Below are 15,986 nucleotides of genomic sequence, written 5' to 3' on the forward strand. Positions count from 1 at the left end.
GCGGATTCCGTGCCGGCCTCGTCAGGCCGGCGTCCACCCCAGCGTGGTGCCGGCGATCACGTGGCCGTGCACGTGGAACACGCTCTGCCCCGCGCGGGGGCCGGAGTTGAAGATGAAGCGGTACTGGCCGTCGGCGAGGTCGTGCGCGACGCGGTCCGCCATCTCGACCACCTCCGCGAGGAGGGCCGGGTCCGCCGCGGCGAGCACGGACACGTCGCCGTGGTGCTCCTTGGGCACCACCAGCACGTGCACGGGCGCCTGCGGGGCGATGTCCCGGAAGGCGATGACGCGGTCCGACGTGGCGACCACGTCCGCCGGCACGTCGCCGGCGACGATCTTGCAGAACAGGCAGTCGGTGGTGGGCTCGGCGCTCGTCATGCTCGGACGCTACCGCGCGGGAGCGCCGCGGTCAGGGCGAGCGGTCAGGACGAGCGTTCAGGGCGAGCGGTCAGGCCCAGCGCCCGAGCCGCTCGCTGAGCAGCGCGACGGCGACGGGCCCGGCGGTGGACGTGCGCAGCACGTGCGGCCCGAGCCGCGCGGCCTCCGCGCCCGCCTCCACCAGCGCCTCGAGCTCGGCGTCCGCGATGCCGCCCTCGGGCCCGACGACGACCAGGAACGCGGGGGCGCCCCCCGCGCCCGGCGCCGCGGGATCGGCGGCCTCGGGCAGCCGGACCCGCGCCAGCGGGGTGCGCGCCTCCTCGTGCAGCACGACGACTCCGCCGCCGTCCGCGACCACGTCCCGCACGCGGCCCGCGAGCTGACGGGTGGTGACCGGCTCCGCGACCGGGGGCACGCACGCGCGCCGCGCCTGCTTCACCGCCGAGCGCACCGTGGCCACCCACTTCGCCCGGGACTTCGCCGCCCGCTGCCCGCGCCACACGACGACGGAGCGGTCGGCCTGCCACGGCACCACGGCGTCCACGCCCACCTCGACGGCGGCCTCCACGGCGAGCTCGTCGCGGTCACCCTTCGCGAGCGCCTGCACGAGCGTCAGCACGACGCCGGGCGCGGGCTCGGCGACCACCTCGTCCACGCGCAGGCGCACCTCGCCGTCCTGGACGGCGTCGACCACGCAGCGCAGCCGGGTCCCCGCGCCGTCGACGACGTCGAGGCGCTCGCCGGGACCGCGGCGCTGCACGACGCCCGCGTGCCGCCCCTCCGCGCCGTCGAGCACGTAGACGTCCCCCGGGGCGAGCTCGCGGAGCGCGCCGCCCTCGGCGAGGAACACCGGCGCGCTCACGTCGTGCTCCCCGCACGCGAACCCTGCGGGGCCTCGCTCCGGCACACCTCGTACCTCGGCGTACCTCCGCGGGGGCTCCTCGCGCTCACGTCAGCGGCCGCTCAGCTTGTCGCGCAGCCGGGAGAACACGCCGGGGTGCGCCGCGGTCAGCCGCGGCTCGGGGCGCTCCTCGCCACGCAGCGTGGCCAGCGAGCGCAGCAGCTCCGTCTGCTCCTCGTCCAGGCCGGCGGGCACCTGGACGTCCACGTGCACGTTGAGGTCGCCGCGCCCACCGGCGTGCAGGTGTCCGACGCCGAGGCCCTTGAGCGTCACGACCTGGCCGGGCTGCGTGCCCGGGCGCAGGTCGATCTCCTGCTCGCCGTCGAGGGTCTCGAGGTCGAGCACGGTGCCCAGCGCGGCCGCCGTCATCGGGACCTGGAGGGTGCAGTGCAGGTCGTCGCCGCGGCGCACGAAGGTCTCGTGCGGCTTCTCGCGGATCTCGACGTACAGGTCGCCCGCGGGGCCGCCGCCGGGGCCGACCTCGCCCTGCGCCGTGAGCTTGATGCGCGTGCCGGTGTCGACGCCGGCCGGGACGTTGACCGACAGCGTGCGGCGCGAGCGCACACGCCCCTCGCCGGAGCAGTCGGCGCACGGCTCGGGGATCACGGTGCCGAAGCCCTGGCAGGCGGCGCACGGCGCGGTCGTCATGACCTGCCCCAGGAAGGAGCGCGCCACGCGCTGCACGTTGCCGCGGCCCTGGCAGACGTCGCACGTCTTGAGGTCGGTGCCCGGCCGGCAGCCGTTGCCGCTGCACGTGCCGCACACCACGGCGGTGTCCACCTGCAGCTCGCGCTTGGCGCCGAACGCCGCCTCGGCGAGGTCGATGTCCATGCGCACGAGGGCGTCCTGGCCCCGACGGGCGCGCGGCACCGGGCCGGCGGGGGCTCCGCCGCCGCCGAAGAACGTCTCGAAGATGTCCTGGAAGCCGAACCCGTTGCCGAAGCCGGCCCCGGCGCCGCCGGACGGCGAGCTGGGGTCGACCCCCATGTCGTACTGCTGGCGCTTGTCCGGGTTGGACAGCACCTCGTAGGCGCGGGCGACGTCCTTGAAGCGGTCCTCGCCCGCCTCTCCGGCGACGTCCGGGTGCAGCTCGCGCGCGAGCTTGCGGTACGCCTTCTTGATCTGCTCTGCCGAGGCGTCGCGGGGGACGCCCAGGATCTCGTAGTAGTCGGTCACAGGTCTCTCTTCGGTGACGTGTCGGTGAGGTGCACGGTCAGGTCGGCTGGTGCGCGGTGGTCGGGATGACGGCGGTCAGTTGGGCAGCACCCGGGACAGGTAGCGGGCGACGGCGCGCACGGACGCGATCGTGCCGGGGTAGTCCATCCGGGTGGGCCCGATCGAGCCGAGGATGGACACCGTGTCGCCGTCGCTGCCGTACCCGGACGCGACGACGGACGTCTCGGTGAGGCCGTCGAGGCGGTTCTCGTGGCCGATGCGGACGCCGACCCCGCCGCCGGCGGGTCCGGTCGCCAGCTCCGTGAGGAGCCCCAGCAGCACGACCTGCTCCTCGAGCGCCTCCAGCACGGGGCTGAGCCCCTGCTCGAACCGCATGTCGGCGCGGGCGAGGTTGGCGGTACCGGCCAGCACGATGCGATCCTCGCGCTGCGCGCCGAGGGTGTCGACGACCAGGTCGGCGATCCCCCGGACCAGCGGCGCGAGGCTCGGGTCCACGCCGGCCGCGACCCGTGCGAACGCGTCCGGCAGCTCCGAGAGCCGCTTGCCCGCGGCGGCCGCGTTGAGGCGCGCCCGCAGCTCGCCGAGCGTGGCCTCGTCGACGGCGTCCGGGTCCGGCGCCGGGCCGGCGGGGGCGTCCACCGCGACGACGGCGGGCTCGGCCCCGGGGGCCGCGCCGACGTCGAGGAACCGCTGCTCCACCCGGCCCGTGTCGGTGATCACCACGACCAGCAGCCGCGCGCCGCCGACGGGGACGAGCTCCACGTGCCGCAGCCCCGACAGCCGCAGGGACGGGTACTGGACCACGGCCACCTGGCCGGTGAGCTGGGCGATGAGCCGGCCGGCCCGGCCGAGCACGTCGTCCAGGTCGATCGCCTCGGAGAGGAACGTCTCGATGGCCCGGCGCTGCGGGCTGGTGAGCGGACGCACCTCGGCGAGCCGGTCGACGAAGAGGCGGTACCCCTTGTCCGTGGGGATGCGGCCGGCCGAGGTGTGCGGCTGGGCGATGTACCCGCCCTCCTCGAGCGCGGCCATGTCGTTGCGGATCGTGGCGGGCGAGACGCCCAGGCCGTGCCGCTCGGTGAGCATGCGCGACCCCACCGGCTCACGCGTGTGGACGTAGTCCTCCACGATCGCGCGGAGCACGGCCAGCCGTCGTTCCTCGCTCACGGTCCTCCCTCGTGCCGGGCGCTGTAGGCGCTCCCACACTTAGCACTCTCCTGTCCCGAGTGCCATCCTACGCGGCCCCGGGGACGGTCCGGCGGAGGCCCGCGCGGACCGCGCGAGGCGGCGCCGCCTGAGGTACTCCCGCGCCGTCTGAGGCACCCCGCGCGGCGAAGATCCGGCACCTGACCGATCCGCCCCCGTACCTCAGGAGCCGAGGGTGGGACCACCGGCGGCCATCGGGGCCCCGGCGAAGGAGATCCGTGATGAACGAGTACCTGTACTACGACGAGTTCCTCGCCCGCCAGGCCGAGCTCGAGCGGGCGCTGCCCCGGGCGGAGGAGTCCCGGACGGCACCGGCGCGCACCCGCCGGGAGCTTCGTGCCCGCCGCCGTGCGGCGGCGCGGCGCCGGCGCGCGCAGCGCCGGCCGTGGGAGCTGCCCGGCGGCCTCGTCCGGCCCTGGCCCCAGTGAGCGGCGGCACGAGCGCGGGCCCGGCGGCCCCCGCCACGAGCGTCGCCGAGGCCGGGCCTCCGGCGACCGCGTCCGCCGGCCCGGGCTGGCACGATGACGGTGTGCCCACCCTCTCCACCCCGTCGCCGCTGGTCGGCCGCGCTGCCGAGCTCGACTCCCTGCGCGAGGCGTTCGCGCACGCGCGCGGCGGCGCCGGCGGCGTGGTCGTCCTCGGCGGAGAGGCGGGCATCGGCAAGACCCGCCTCGTCACCGAGTTCCTCGGCGGCCTCGCCGCGAACCCCGGCGACGGCGCGCCCCTGGTGCTGCAGGGGCAGTGCGCCGACTCCGGCTCGGGGCCGCTGCCCTACGTCGCCCTCGCGGGCGTCCTGGCGGACGTCGTGGACGCCCTGGGCCCCCAGGCGACCCTCGACGCGGCCGGCCCCGCCGCCGACGCGCTCGGCACACTCGCCCCGAGCCTCGTGGCCGTGCGACGCGACGTGGACTCGGGTCGGCTGCCCGAGGTGCTGGTCGACCTGCTGTCAGCCCTCGCCGCCGACCGCGCCGTCGTCGTCGTGCTGGAGGACATGCACTGGTCGGACGACGTGACCCGGACCGTCCTCGCCCGGCTCGCCCGCTCCGCGCCCCGCGCGACGATGCTCGTGGTCGCCACCTACCGCAGCGACGACGTCGGGCGGCGCCACCCCCTGCGCACCACCCTGGCCGAGCTCGAGCGGTCGCGGCTCGCGACCCGCGTGGACGTGCCGCGCCTCGGCCCCGCCGACGCCACCCGCCTCGTCACGACCCTGATCTCGTCGCGCAGCAGCGCGCCCGCGCTCCCGGGCACGGTGCTCAGCGAGCTGGTCGAACGCGCCGAGGGCGTGCCGTTCTACGCCGAGGAGCTCGCGGACTTCGCCGGCGACGCGATGCCGGACTCCCTGCGGGACCTGCTGCTCCTGCGGTACTCCAGTCTCAGCGGCCCCGCCCGTACCTTCTGCCGCACCGTGGCGGCCGCCGGCCACCACGCGCCGCACGAGCTGCTCACGGCCATGCTGGGCGCCTCCGGCCTCGACGGCGCCGAGGAGTCCGCCCGCGAGGCGGTGGACGCCCACGTGCTCGTCGCCGAGGCGGACGGCTACCGCTTCCGGCACGCCCTCATGCAGGAGGCCGTCGACGCCGAGCTGCTGCCCGGCGAGGCGCGCCGCCTGCACGCGGCGTGCGCGGGTGCGCTCGAGGAGGGCGACCGCACCCTCGCCCGCATCGCGGCCGCGGCCGACCACTGGTGGCGGGCCCGCGTGCCCGACCGCGCGCTCGCGTCCGCGGTCGAGGTCGTCACCTCCGTCGAGCCCGACGGCGCCACGTCCACGGCGGTCGCCGCGGGCGAGCGTGCTCTCGAGCTGTGGGACCTGGTCCCGGACGCCGAGCGCGTCGTCGGGCTGCACCGTGCGGCGCTGCTGCGCCACGTGTCGGTCGCGCTCCAGGACGCCGCCCAGATCGACCGCGCGGCGGGGCTGGCGCGGGAGGCGGTGGACGAGTGGCCCGTCGACGACCCGGCCGGGCGCGCGCTGGCCCTGTCCACGCTGGCGCACATCCTGGGCAAGGCGGGCGACCCGCGGTCCGACCACCTCCTCGACGAGGCGCTCGCGCTGCTGCCCTCCGACGACCACGCGGGGCGTGCGCCGCTGCTGCGGCTCAAGGCCCGCAACGCGATGATGGACCGGCGCGACGACGAGGCGATCGCCTCCGCGGACGCGGCCCTCGCCTCCGCGACGGAGGCCGGCGACGCGCAGAACGCCTCGCTCGCCATCAACCTCCGCGCGATGAGCCGGCTCAACGCCGGGGACCTCGACGCCCTCGACGAGCTCCGGCGCTCCCACCAGGTGGCGGGCGACGACTGGCGCGCCCAGTGCCACTACTACACGAACGCGTCGGACAGCTGGCTCAAGCTCGGGGACCCCGCGCAGGCGGAGCAGCTGGCCGAGACGGGCGCCCGGCTCGCGCGGTCGCTCGGCGCCGGCTGGGCCACCCGGTCCATGCTCGAGGGGAACGTCGCCGAGGCCTGGATCGGGCTCGGCCGCTGGGCCGACGCCGAGGCCTGGTACGAGCGGTCGGTGCCGCTCATCGACCTGAGCGACTACGCCGTCTACCTCGGCGAGCGGTGGACCTGGCTCACGATGTGGCGCGGCGACGTCGAGGCGGCCCAGGCGCGGGCCCGCGTGCACCGCGCCACGTGGCAGCGCTTCGGTCGGGTCGAGGAGCAGATCCGCGCACGCGTCGCGGGGACGCTGGCGGAGCTCGCGCTCCTGCGCGACGACCTGGACGACGCGCTCGACCTGATCACCCTCGCGATCGACCAGGACGCCCTCTCGCCCTTCTACCGCCTGACCCTGCTCGCCGTCGCCGCGCGCGTGCTCGACCGCGCCCGGTCCGCCGGGCGCACGGTCGACGTCGCGCCCTACCGGGAGGCGCTCGCGACCTGCACCGTGTGGCCGACGTACCCGACGTGGGCGGCGGTGTTCGCCGCCGAGCTCGGCGACGGGTCGTGGGAGGCCGTCGCCGCGGCGGACGGCCCGGCGCACCTGCGCCCCTACGCGCTCTACCGGGACGGCGCGTCGCTGCTGGCGGCGGGCGACCGTGCCACGGCCCGGGACCGCCTCGACGACGCGGTGTCCGCCGCGGAGGCCATCGGCTGCGGCCTCGTCGCCGACCAGGCGCGGTCGCTGGCCGAGGGCGCGGGCCTCGCCCGCGCCGTCCGCCGCCCGTCGGGCGACCGGGCCCTCACCGACCGCGAGCGGCAGGTGCTCGCCCTCGTGGCCGAGGGGCTGACGAACGGACAGATCGCCGAGCGGCTGTACATCAGCCGCAAGACGGCCTCCGTGCACGTCTCCGCGATCCTCCGCAAGCTCGGGGTCGCCAGCCGGACCGAGGCCGCCGTCGTGGCCCGCACCGACCGGCCCTGACCTTTCGGCGGGGCACCTGTACACATGCCCGGAGCAGGCGTGTACGGACCGCGGCGGGGCCACCTCCCTAGGCCGTGACAGCGTCCCCGCCATGGTGCGGGCGGACGCGGCGGGCCACCCGGTCCGCGCCCGGCCGCCGAGGCGGCCCGTCTGGAGGACATCATGGATGCGAACGTGTACGACATGCTCTTCGAGCGACGTCAGGCGGAGCTCGAGCGCGAGGTCACGCTGCGGCGGCTCTCGCACGAGCTCCGCGTCGCCCGCCGCGCGATCCGGGACGACGCCTCGCTCCCGGCGCCCCAGCAGCCGCGGCGCCGCCGCGCCACCGTCCTGCTGCAGCTGCCGCGCCACGCCTGACCGACCGTCCCGCGACCGGCCACCGACCGGCCCCCGTCCGGCGCGTGCCGCGTGTCGGGCCACGACCGCCGGGGCCCGACCGTAGGCTCACCGCCGTGCACGACCGCTACGGCTCCGACGTCCTGTCCTCCGCCGGCTCCGGCGTCCCCGGGGCGCCGGCCGGCTCCGCCCACCACCGCCGCCGGCCGGTCTCCCGGCCCCAGGCGGCCGACCACGGGCTCGTGGTCGAGGAGGTCACCACCGGGTGGGTCGGCGCCGTGGTGCGGGTGGAGAAGTCCGGCGGGATCCATCTGGTGGTCCTCGAGGGCCGCGACGGCCGTACCCGGTCGTTCCCGCTCGGCCCCGGGTTCTGGGTGGACGGCAAGCCCGTCGAGCTCACCGCACCGGTGACGAGCCGCGCCCCCGAGCGCCCGGCCCGCACGGCGTCGGGCTCGGTCGCGGTGCACGAGCAGCGGGCGCGCGTGGCGCGCGGCAGCCGCATCTGGGTGGAGGGCAAGCACGACGCCGAGCTGGTCGAGAAGGTGTGGGGCGACGACCTGCGCGTCGAGGGCGTGGTGGTCGAGCTGCTCGACGGCGTGGACAACCTCGCCGACGCCCTGGCGGAGTTCGTCCCGACGGCGGAGCGCCGGGTGGGCGTGCTCGTGGACCACCTGGTGCCCGGCTCGAAGGAACGGCGGCTGGCCGACGACGCGCTGCGGCGTGTGCCCCGCGGCACCGTGCTGGTGCTGGGCCACCCGTACGTGGACGTGTGGCAGGCCGTGAAGGCGGAGCGGCTGGGCCTGGCGTCGTGGCCCACGATCGAGCGCGGCACGGAGTGGAAGCGCGGGATCCTGCGCGAGCTGGGCTGGCCGGCGACGTCCACGGAGGACGTCGGACGGGCCTGGCAGCGGATCCTGCGGACGGTGCGCGACTACCGCGACCTCGACCCGGCCCTGCTGGGCCGGGTCGAGGAGCTGATCGACTTCGTCACCGCCTGACCACCTGTCGCAGGTCAGGAGATGCCGTCACGCTTCGCGTACGCGTTGACCTTCTCCGAGACCGAGATGACGGCCATGAAGAACTCCAGGGTGATGCGCGCGACCGCCAGGTACACGAGCGCGATGATCCACCCGAACGCCAGGTAGAGGATCCCTGCCCAGACGGACGCCTGGAACGCGGCGGCGATCCCGGCGAGCCAGGCCAGCGCGACCAGCACCGTCACGATGATGTAGACGACCTTCACCACGCTGGGCGTGATGTACCGGCCGAACGAGTAGTCGAACATGGCGCTGAGGAAGCTGCTGGAGTGCCCCGCCGGCGCGAGCGACGCCGCCGACCGGTCCGGCGGGTACTCGTAGCCGGGGTACATGCCGGGGTCCGGCATCTGCCCCTCGTACGGCTGCCGCGCCTGCGCGTAGTCCTGGTCGCCGTACGGCGGCTGACCGCCGTGGGGCGGCGGGCCGGCCGGGTGCCGGCCAGAGGGCGGGGCGGGCTGACCGCCCTGCTGCGGCGCCTGGTACGGGGGCTGGTGCGGCGGCTGCTGCGGGTCGCCGGGCTGCTGCGGCGTGTTCTCGCTCATCGTCGTTCCTCCTGAGTCGTCCAGGGCTGACGCACCGGCAGGGCTCGCCCTCCCGCCCCCACTCTGGCCGCACCCGAAGGGCGCCGCCACCGCACGTGACCACCACAGATGCGGGAGGATGGCCCCATGAGCCAGCCGCCGTACGGACCCCCGCCGCAGCAGCCCCCGGCCGGGCCTCCCCCGGGCCAGCCGCCCCACGGCGGCCAGCCCCCGTACGGCCAGCCCCCTACGGCGGCCAGCCCCCGTACGGGTACGGGCCCCGACCGCTCACGCCGGACGACGAGCGCACCTGGGCGATCGTCGCGCACCTGGGGCCGCCGGTGCTGTCGCTGGTGAGCCTCGGGCTCCTCGGCTTCCTCACGCCGCTGCTGGTCTGGCTGTTCCTGCGCGACCGCAGCGCCTACGTCGCCGACCAGGCCAAGGAGTCGCTGAACTTCCAGATCACGCTGCTGATCGGCTACGTGATCGGCTGGATCACGATCTTCGTGGTCATCGGGTTCGTCATCCTGCCCGCCATCTGGATCGCGTCGATCGTCTTCGGCATCATCGCCGCGGTCGCCGTCAACCGGCACGAGCCGTACCGCTACCCGATCAACATCCGCATCGTCACCTGACGCCTTCGGCTCGCAACGAGCGTGTCAGGGGGTGAGCTCGCGCACGACGGTGTCGGCCAGGAGCCGGCCGCGGCGCGTGAGGACGACCCGCCCGCGCACGGCGGCGACGCCGTCCACCAGGCCGCGCGCCACCAGCCCGGCCACGGCCGTGCGGCGGGACGGGTCGAGCGCGTCGACGTCCAGGCCCTCGCGCACCCGCACCCCGAGCAGCACGCGCTCCAGCTGCGCCTGCGCGGGCGTGAGCAGCTCGCGCCCCGCGCCGGGCGACGCGCCGTCCTCCAGCAGCGCCGCGTACCGCCGCGGGTGCTTGACGTTCCACCAGCGCACGCCGGCGTGCTCGCCGCCGGCGGGCCCGGCCACGTAGGAGTGCGCGCCGGGGCCGATCCCCCACCAGTCGTCGCCGCGCCAGTACGCGAGGTTGTGCCGGCACGCGTGCTCGGGGCCGCGCGCCCAGTTGCTCACCTCGTACCAGCCCAGGCCGGCGTCGGTGAGGAGGTCGTCGGCCAGCTCGTACTTCGCGGCCTGGTCGTCCTCGTCGGGCATGGCGAGCTCGCCGCGGCGCACCTGCGCGTGCATCTTGGTGCCTGGCTCGACGACGAGCGCGTACGCGGACACGTGGTCGACGCCGGTGGCCAGCACCGCCTCGAGGGACGCCCGCCAGTCGTCGAGCGACTCCCCCGGCGTGCCGTAGATGAGGTCGAGCGAGACGTCGAGGCCCGCGTCCCGCGCCCACGCGACGGCGTCGGGGACACGCCGCGGGTCGTGGGTGCGCTCGAGCGTGGCCAGCACGTGCGGCACGGCCGACTGCATGCCGAACGAGACCCGGGTGAACCCGGCGTCGGCCAGCACCCGCAGCGACTCCGGCGTCACCGAGTCCGGGTTGGCCTCGGTGGTCACCTCGGCGCCGTCGGCCAGGCCCCACGCGTCGTCGACGCCGCGCAGCACCCGCGCCAGGTCGGTGGCCGGCAGCATCGTGGGCGTGCCGCCGCCGAAGAACACGGTGGACACCGGCCGCGACCCCAGGCCCGCGTCGTCGAGCACGCGCGCGGCCAGGCCGACCTCGCGCAGCGCCGTCGTCGCGTACGCCGCCTGGTTCGCGCCGCCGCCCAGCTCGGACGCCGTGTAGGTGTTGAAGTCGCAGTAGCCGCAGCGCACCGAGCAGAACGGCACGTGCACGTAGACGCCGAACGGCCGCGGCTCCTGAGCCTGTCGAAGGGCGACAGGCTCGACCAGCGAGAAGGGCAGCGCGCCGTCGGCGGGGACCGCCTCGCCGTCAGGCAGGGCGGGCACTACTTCTTCTTGTCCTTGGTCTCCTTGCCGCCCGCGCCGTCGGAGGACAGGGCCGCGATGAAGGCGTCCTTCGGGACCTCGACGGACCCGATGTTCTTCATGCGCTTCTTGCCCTCCTTCTGCTTCTCGAGCAGCTTGCGCTTGCGGCTGATGTCGCCGCCGTAGCACTTGGCGAGCACGTCCTTGCGCATGGCGCGCACCGTCTCGCGGGCGATCACGCGCGCGCCGACGGCCGCCTGGATCGGCACCTCGAACTGCTGGCGCGGGATGATCTCCTTGAGCTTCGCCGTCATCATGACGCCGTAGTCGTAGGCCTTCTCCCGGTGCACGATGGCGCTGAACGCGTCCACCTGGTCGCCCTGCAGCAGGATGTCGACCTTGACGAGGTCGGCCGCCTGGTCGCCCGCGGGCTCGTAGTCCAGCGACGCGTAGCCGCGGGTGCGGGACTTGAGGTGGTCGAAGAAGTCGAACACGATCTCGGCCAGCGGCAGCGTGAAGCGCAGCTCGACGCGGTCCTCGGACAGGTAGTCCATGCCGAGCATCTGCCCGCGGCGGTCGTTGCACAGGCCCATGACGGTGCCGACGAACTCGCTCGGCGCGAGGATGGTCGCGCGCACCACGGGCTCGCGGACCTCCTTGATCTTGCCCACGGGGAACTCGGACGGGTTCGTCACCTTGACCGGGGTGCCGTCCTCGAGCGTGACGTCGTAGACGACGTTCGGCGCGGTCGAGATGAGGTCCAGGTCGAACTCGCGCTCGAGCCGCTCGCGGACGATCTCCAGGTGCAGCAGCCCGAGGAAGCCGACGCGGAACCCGAAGCCGAGCGCCACCGACGTCTCGGGCTCGTAGTTGAGCGCCGCGTCGTTGAGCTTGAGCTTGTCCAGCGCGTCGCGCAGCGCGGGGTAGTCGGAGCCGTCCACGGGGTAGAGGCCGGAGAACACCATCGGCTTCGGGTCGCTGTACCCGCCGAGCGCGTCGCCCGCCGGCTTGCCCGCGTTCGTGACGGTGTCGCCGACCTTCGACTGGCGCACGTCCTTCACGCCCGTGATGAGGTAGCCGACCTCGCCGACGCCGAGTCCCTTCGTGGTGATCGGCTCGGGCGAGATGACGCCGATCTCGAGCAGCTCGTGCGTGGCGCGCGTCGACATCATGACGACGCGCTCGCGCGGGCTGAGGCTGCCGTCCACCACGCGCACGTAGGTCACCACGCCGCGGTAGGTGTCGTAGACGGAGTCGAAGATCATCGCGCGGGCCGGGGCGTCGGCATCGCCGACCGGGGCCGGGATGCGCTCGACGATCCGGTCGAGCAGCGCCTCGACGCCCGCGCCGGTCTTGCCGCTCACCTTGAGCACGTCCGCGGGGTCGCCGCCCACCAGGTTCGCGAGCTCCTCGGCGTACTTCTCCGGCTGCGCGGCGGGCAGGTCGATCTTGTTGAGGACCGGGATGATCTCGAGGTCGTTCTCCATCGCCAGGTACAGGTTGGCGAGCGTCTGCGCCTCGATGCCCTGGGCGGCGTCCACCAGCAGGACGGCGCCCTCGCAGGCCGCGAGGGAGCGGGAGACCTCGTACGTGAAGTCGACGTGCCCGGGCGTGTCGATCATGTTGAGCGCGTGCGCCTGGTCGCCCAGCTGCCACGGCATCCGCACGGCCTGCGACTTGATCGTGATGCCGCGCTCGCGCTCGATGTCCATCCGGTCGAGGTACTGCGCACGCATGGCCCGCGGCTCGACGACGCCCGTGAGCTGCAGCATCCGGTCGGCGAGCGTCGACTTGCCGTGGTCGATGTGCGCGATGATGCAGAAGTTGCGGATGAGCTCGGGCGCCGTGGCGTTCGGCTCGATGCGCGCACTGAGCGCGGGTCCAGGGATGGGCAACGCGATCTCGCTCCGTCAGGGTCGCTGGGGTGGGTGTCGTCGGTGGTGACGCGGCCCGGTCATTGTCCCACGAGCCGGTGCGACGCCCGCCCGGGTGCGTGCACCGCCCGCGCGTGCCTACGGTCGTGCCCGCTCGCGGTGGTCAGCCCGGCGTGGTCCACCCTGCGAGATCGACCCCAGCGACGAGAGGAGCCTGACATGACTGACGCCGCCGACCTGACCGGGAAGCGGGTGTTGGCGATCGTGACGAGCTACGGCGTCGAGCAGGACGAGCTGGTGGTGCCGCTCGAGCACCTGCGCGGCGCGGGTGCGGAGGTGGTCGTCGCGTCGAACGAGCCGGGCGAGGTGCGCACGCTCGTCGGCGACAAGGACCCGGGGCGCAGCGTCCCTTCCGACACGACCTACGACGCCGTCGACGCGGGCGGGTTCGACCTGCTGCTGGTGCCGGGCGGCACCATCAACGCGGACACGCTGCGGCTCCAGGACGCCGCCGTCCGCATCGTGCGGGACGTGGCACGCAGCGGGCGGCCGGTCGCCGCCATCTGCCACGGCCCGTGGGCCCTGGTCGAGGCCGACTGCGTGCGGGGCGCGACGCTCACCTCGTACCCGTCCCTGGCGACCGACGTCCGCAACGCCGGCGGCACGTGGGTGGACCGGTCCGTGGTGCGCGACGAGTCCGCCGGGTTCCCCGTGGTGACGTCCCGCAACCCGGGCGACCTGGACGACTTCCTCGGGCAGGTCGACGCGGTCCTGGGGGCCTGACGGGCGCTAGCCTCGGCGCCATGCCGACCGAGCCCGATCCCCTCGCACCGCTGCGGCCCGAGGTCGACCCGCGCACCGGGCGCCGCACCGACGGCGGGCGCGAGCCCGACCTCCTCGCCCTGCTCGCCCGCCTCCAGGACGAGTTCGCCGCGACGGTCCCCGACACCGACCCCGCCGCCCGCGTGCCTGCGTGCGGCGACTGGCGGGCGCGCGAGCTCGTCGTCCACCTCGCGGGCGTGCACCACTGGGCGGCCGGCATGGCCGTGGGCGACCCGACGCGTTCGGACGACCTGCCCGAGCCCGACGGTGGCGCGGCCGCGCTCGCGGGGCTCTACGCCCGGCACGCCGCGGACCTGCGGTCGACGCTCGACCTCGCCGGGCCCGACGGCGCGGCGAAGACGCTCGTCGGCGACGGGCCGGCGTCGTTCTGGCGGCGGCGGCAGGTCCACGAGACGCTCGTGCACCTGCACGACCTGCACGCGGCCCGCCTCGGCTCCGCCACCGGCACCCTCGGCGCGGTGGCCGTCGAGCCCGCGGTCTGGGCCGACGCCGTCGACGAGGTGGTGACGATGTTCCAGCCCCGGCAGGTGCGCCTCGGCCGGATGGCGCCGCTGCGCGACGCCGTCCGCGTCGTGGCGACCGACCTCGGCTGGTCGTGGACCCTGGGCGCCCCCGACCGGGACGCCGGCGCGCCGGACGCCGTGCTCGCCGCCCCCGCGCACGGCCTCGCGCTGCTGCTGTGGGGCCGGCTGACGCCCGAGGAGGCGGGCGCCGCGATCACCGGCGACCACGCCGCGGTGCGTCGCGCGCTCGCCCAGCCCTTGGTGCCCTGAGAAGACCCCTGCGCCCCGGTCGCCGATGAGTCCGCGCGGACCGTCCGGTCCACCCGCCATGAGCCACGAACCCACGACCCCGTCCGTCACGGGCACCGCCACCACGGCAGGCGGCGACCGCGTGACCTACGACCTGCGCGGCACCGGCCCGGCGGTGGTGTTCGTCGCCGGCGCCGGGCCGTTCCGGGCCGTCGACCCGATCACGACCCGCACGGCCGAGCTCCTCGCCGACGCGGGCGTCACGACCGTCGTGTTCGACCGGCTCGGCCGCGGCGACTCCCCCGCCACCGGGCGGCTCGACCTGGGCCGTGAGCTGGACGCCCTCGCGGCCGCGATCGACGTCGCGAGCGGGCCCGCCGTGCTGTGCGGGCACTCGTCGGGTTGTGCGATCTCGCTGCGCGCGGCCACCGCCGGGCTGCCGGTCACCGGTCTCGCCCTGTGGGAGGCGCCGCTGGAGCTCGGGGCCGACGAGACCGGGGCGTGGGCGGCGGAGATCGAGCGGCGCACCGACGCCGGCGACCTCGAGGGCGCCACCGAGCACTTCATGAAGGACATGCCGCCCGAGTGGCTGGCCGGGGCCAAGGCGTCGCCGGACTGGCCGGCGCTCGCGGCGTCGGTCGTGTCGCAGCGGGCCGACGCGCAGGCGCTCGCGTGGGCGACGCGAGCCCTGGAGGACGGCGGGTTCGCCGGGCTCGACGTGCCGCTGCTCGCCATGACCGGCACGGACACCTTCCCCGGCATGCCGGAGGCGGCCCGGCTCCTGGCCGACGCCGTCCCGGACGGCACCGCCGAGACCGTGGCGGGCGCCGAGCACTCCTGGGAGCCCGAGGCGATGGCGGCCCGCCTGGCGCGGTTCGTCCTCGACTGACCGCGGGCTGCCTGCCGACCGACTGCGACGGTCCCGCGCGCCCGGACCACCGCGCACCGCCGGGCGCCTCGCCTAGGCTGTCGGCCGTGGCGAACCGATGGCTGAACCTGCTGATGGACGTGCTGCGGTCGGCGACGAGGCCGTCGTCGCGACCGTCCTCCACCTCCCGCACCCGCGGCGGGCGCCCGGCCCCGGCCCGGCCTGCCCCCGCGACCGGCGGCGCCTACCCCGGCGACTTCACCGGCGACGTCCGCCCCGCCTACTCCCCGCGCCCCGACGGCGCGCCGGACCCGGGCGAGGTCGTGTGGACCTGGGTGCCGTACGAGGAGGACCACGCCCGCGGCAAGGACCGGCCGGTGCTGCTGGTGGGGCGCGACGGCCCGTGGCTGCTCGCGCTGCAGCTCACCAGCCAGGACCACGACCGGGACGCCGCCCAGGAGGCCCGGTACGGGCGCCTCTGGATGGACGTCGGCGCGGGCGGATGGGACTCCCGGGGCCGCCCGAGCGAGGTGCGCCTCGACCGTGTGGTCCGCGTCGCCCCGCAGGCCGTGCGCCGCGAGGGCGCCGTCATGGACCGCCGCACGTTCGACCGGGTCGCCCGCGCGATGCGGGACGCCCGCCGCTGATCCCTGCTTCCGCGTACCGCAGCGCATCTCACAGGTCCGCCTGCCGCACGGGGTGAACCGGGTCGATGCCCTCTGCTATCGTTGATGTTTGCGTGTCCGCCCAGGTCGGCGGGCACCGCCGCAGTTCCTCTCCACGGGTTCCCCACCCCAGTCCCGGAGCTGTGGCCGCCCTCTACGAC

Annotated in this window: 16 protein-coding genes; 9 read left to right on the plus strand and 7 right to left on the minus strand. The window is 75.4% G+C overall.

The window, feature by feature from the left end:
* Positions 1-21: 21 nt before the first annotated feature.
* The 4 genes from ACQFYA_RS13155 to hrcA all read right to left on the minus strand — a co-directional run bounded on the left by ACQFYA_RS13155 (position 22) and on the right by hrcA (position 3,622).
* A complete protein-coding gene (locus tag ACQFYA_RS13155; protein WP_499124854.1) occupies positions 22-378 on the minus strand; it encodes an HIT domain-containing protein in 357 nt (118 codons plus the stop codon).
* 70 nt (positions 379-448) lie between these two features.
* On the minus strand, positions 449-1,240 hold the full coding sequence (locus ACQFYA_RS13160) for a 16S rRNA (uracil(1498)-N(3))-methyltransferase (protein ID WP_499124856.1): 792 nt from the start codon (positions 1,238-1,240) through the stop codon (positions 449-451).
* A gap of 90 nt (positions 1,241-1,330) precedes the next feature.
* Complete coding sequence (gene dnaJ / locus ACQFYA_RS13165; protein WP_499124857.1) at positions 1,331-2,455, minus strand: molecular chaperone DnaJ; 1,125 nt, start codon at positions 2,453-2,455, stop codon at positions 1,331-1,333.
* A gap of 75 nt (positions 2,456-2,530) precedes the next feature.
* Positions 2,531-3,622 (minus strand): heat-inducible transcriptional repressor HrcA, encoded by a 1,092-nt coding sequence (hrcA, locus tag ACQFYA_RS13170; RefSeq protein ID WP_499124859.1) that lies wholly within the window; start codon positions 3,620-3,622, stop codon positions 2,531-2,533.
* 260 nt (positions 3,623-3,882) lie between these two features.
* On the opposite strand from hrcA, the gene ACQFYA_RS13175 reads away from it, so the two are divergent.
* The 4 genes from ACQFYA_RS13175 (at position 3,883) to ACQFYA_RS13190 (ending at position 8,359) form a co-directional block, all read left to right on the plus strand.
* A complete protein-coding gene (locus ACQFYA_RS13175) occupies positions 3,883-4,089 on the plus strand; it encodes a hypothetical protein (RefSeq protein WP_499124860.1) in 207 nt (68 codons plus the stop codon).
* Positions 4,090-4,190: 101 nt separating this feature from the next.
* Entirely contained in the window at positions 4,191-7,025 is a 2,835-nt protein-coding gene (locus ACQFYA_RS13180; RefSeq protein ID WP_499124862.1) for an ATP-binding protein, read from the plus strand.
* Positions 7,026-7,187: 162 nt separating this feature from the next.
* Positions 7,188-7,382, plus strand: a complete 195-nt coding sequence (locus tag ACQFYA_RS13185; RefSeq protein ID WP_499124865.1) for a hypothetical protein — start codon at positions 7,188-7,190, stop codon at positions 7,380-7,382.
* A 95-nt stretch (positions 7,383-7,477) separates the two neighbouring features.
* A complete protein-coding gene (locus tag ACQFYA_RS13190; protein ID WP_499124867.1) occupies positions 7,478-8,359 on the plus strand; it encodes a DUF3097 domain-containing protein in 882 nt (293 codons plus the stop codon).
* A gap of 14 nt (positions 8,360-8,373) precedes the next feature.
* On the opposite strand, the gene ACQFYA_RS13195 is transcribed toward ACQFYA_RS13190, so the two are convergent.
* Positions 8,374-8,940: a DUF4282 domain-containing protein gene (locus tag ACQFYA_RS13195; RefSeq protein WP_499124869.1), complete on the minus strand. Its 567-nt coding sequence runs from the start codon at positions 8,938-8,940 to the stop codon at positions 8,374-8,376.
* 332 nt (positions 8,941-9,272) lie between these two features.
* Between ACQFYA_RS13195 and ACQFYA_RS13200 the strand changes: the two genes are divergently transcribed.
* Positions 9,273-9,554: a DUF4870 domain-containing protein gene (locus ACQFYA_RS13200; protein WP_499124871.1), complete on the plus strand. Its 282-nt coding sequence runs from the start codon at positions 9,273-9,275 to the stop codon at positions 9,552-9,554.
* Between the two features lie 24 nt (positions 9,555-9,578).
* Here ACQFYA_RS13200 and hemW read toward each other — a convergent pair whose 3' ends face one another.
* Positions 9,579-10,844 carry a radical SAM family heme chaperone HemW gene (gene hemW, locus ACQFYA_RS13205; protein ID WP_499124874.1) on the minus strand — a complete coding sequence of 422 codons (1,266 nt, stop codon included), beginning with the start codon at positions 10,842-10,844 and terminating at the stop codon, positions 9,579-9,581.
* Positions 10,844-12,718 (minus strand): translation elongation factor 4, encoded by a 1,875-nt coding sequence (gene lepA, locus ACQFYA_RS13210; RefSeq protein WP_499124876.1) that lies wholly within the window; start codon positions 12,716-12,718, stop codon positions 10,844-10,846. The genes hemW and lepA overlap by 1 nt, the downstream gene beginning before the upstream one ends.
* Positions 12,719-12,916: 198 nt before the next feature.
* Between lepA and ACQFYA_RS13215 the strand changes: the two genes are divergently transcribed.
* From ACQFYA_RS13215 to ACQFYA_RS13230, 4 genes are all read left to right on the plus strand, one after another.
* Positions 12,917-13,480, plus strand: a complete 564-nt coding sequence (locus ACQFYA_RS13215) for a DJ-1/PfpI/YhbO family deglycase/protease (protein WP_499124878.1) — start codon at positions 12,917-12,919, stop codon at positions 13,478-13,480.
* Between the two features lie 20 nt (positions 13,481-13,500).
* Positions 13,501-14,313: a maleylpyruvate isomerase family mycothiol-dependent enzyme gene (locus tag ACQFYA_RS13220; protein ID WP_499124881.1), complete on the plus strand. Its 813-nt coding sequence runs from the start codon at positions 13,501-13,503 to the stop codon at positions 14,311-14,313.
* A 58-nt stretch (positions 14,314-14,371) separates the two neighbouring features.
* On the plus strand, positions 14,372-15,181 hold the full coding sequence (locus ACQFYA_RS13225) for an alpha/beta fold hydrolase (protein WP_499124883.1): 810 nt from the start codon (positions 14,372-14,374) through the stop codon (positions 15,179-15,181).
* Positions 15,182-15,294: 113 nt separating this feature from the next.
* Entirely contained in the window at positions 15,295-15,807 is a 513-nt protein-coding gene (locus ACQFYA_RS13230; RefSeq protein WP_499127533.1) for a type II toxin-antitoxin system PemK/MazF family toxin, read from the plus strand.
* Positions 15,808-15,986 lie beyond the last annotated feature (179 nt).

Origin of the sequence: Promicromonospora sp. Marseille-Q5078, assembly GCF_050315395.1 — a bacterium.
Taxonomy (GTDB): domain Bacteria; phylum Actinomycetota; class Actinomycetes; order Actinomycetales; family Cellulomonadaceae; genus Isoptericola.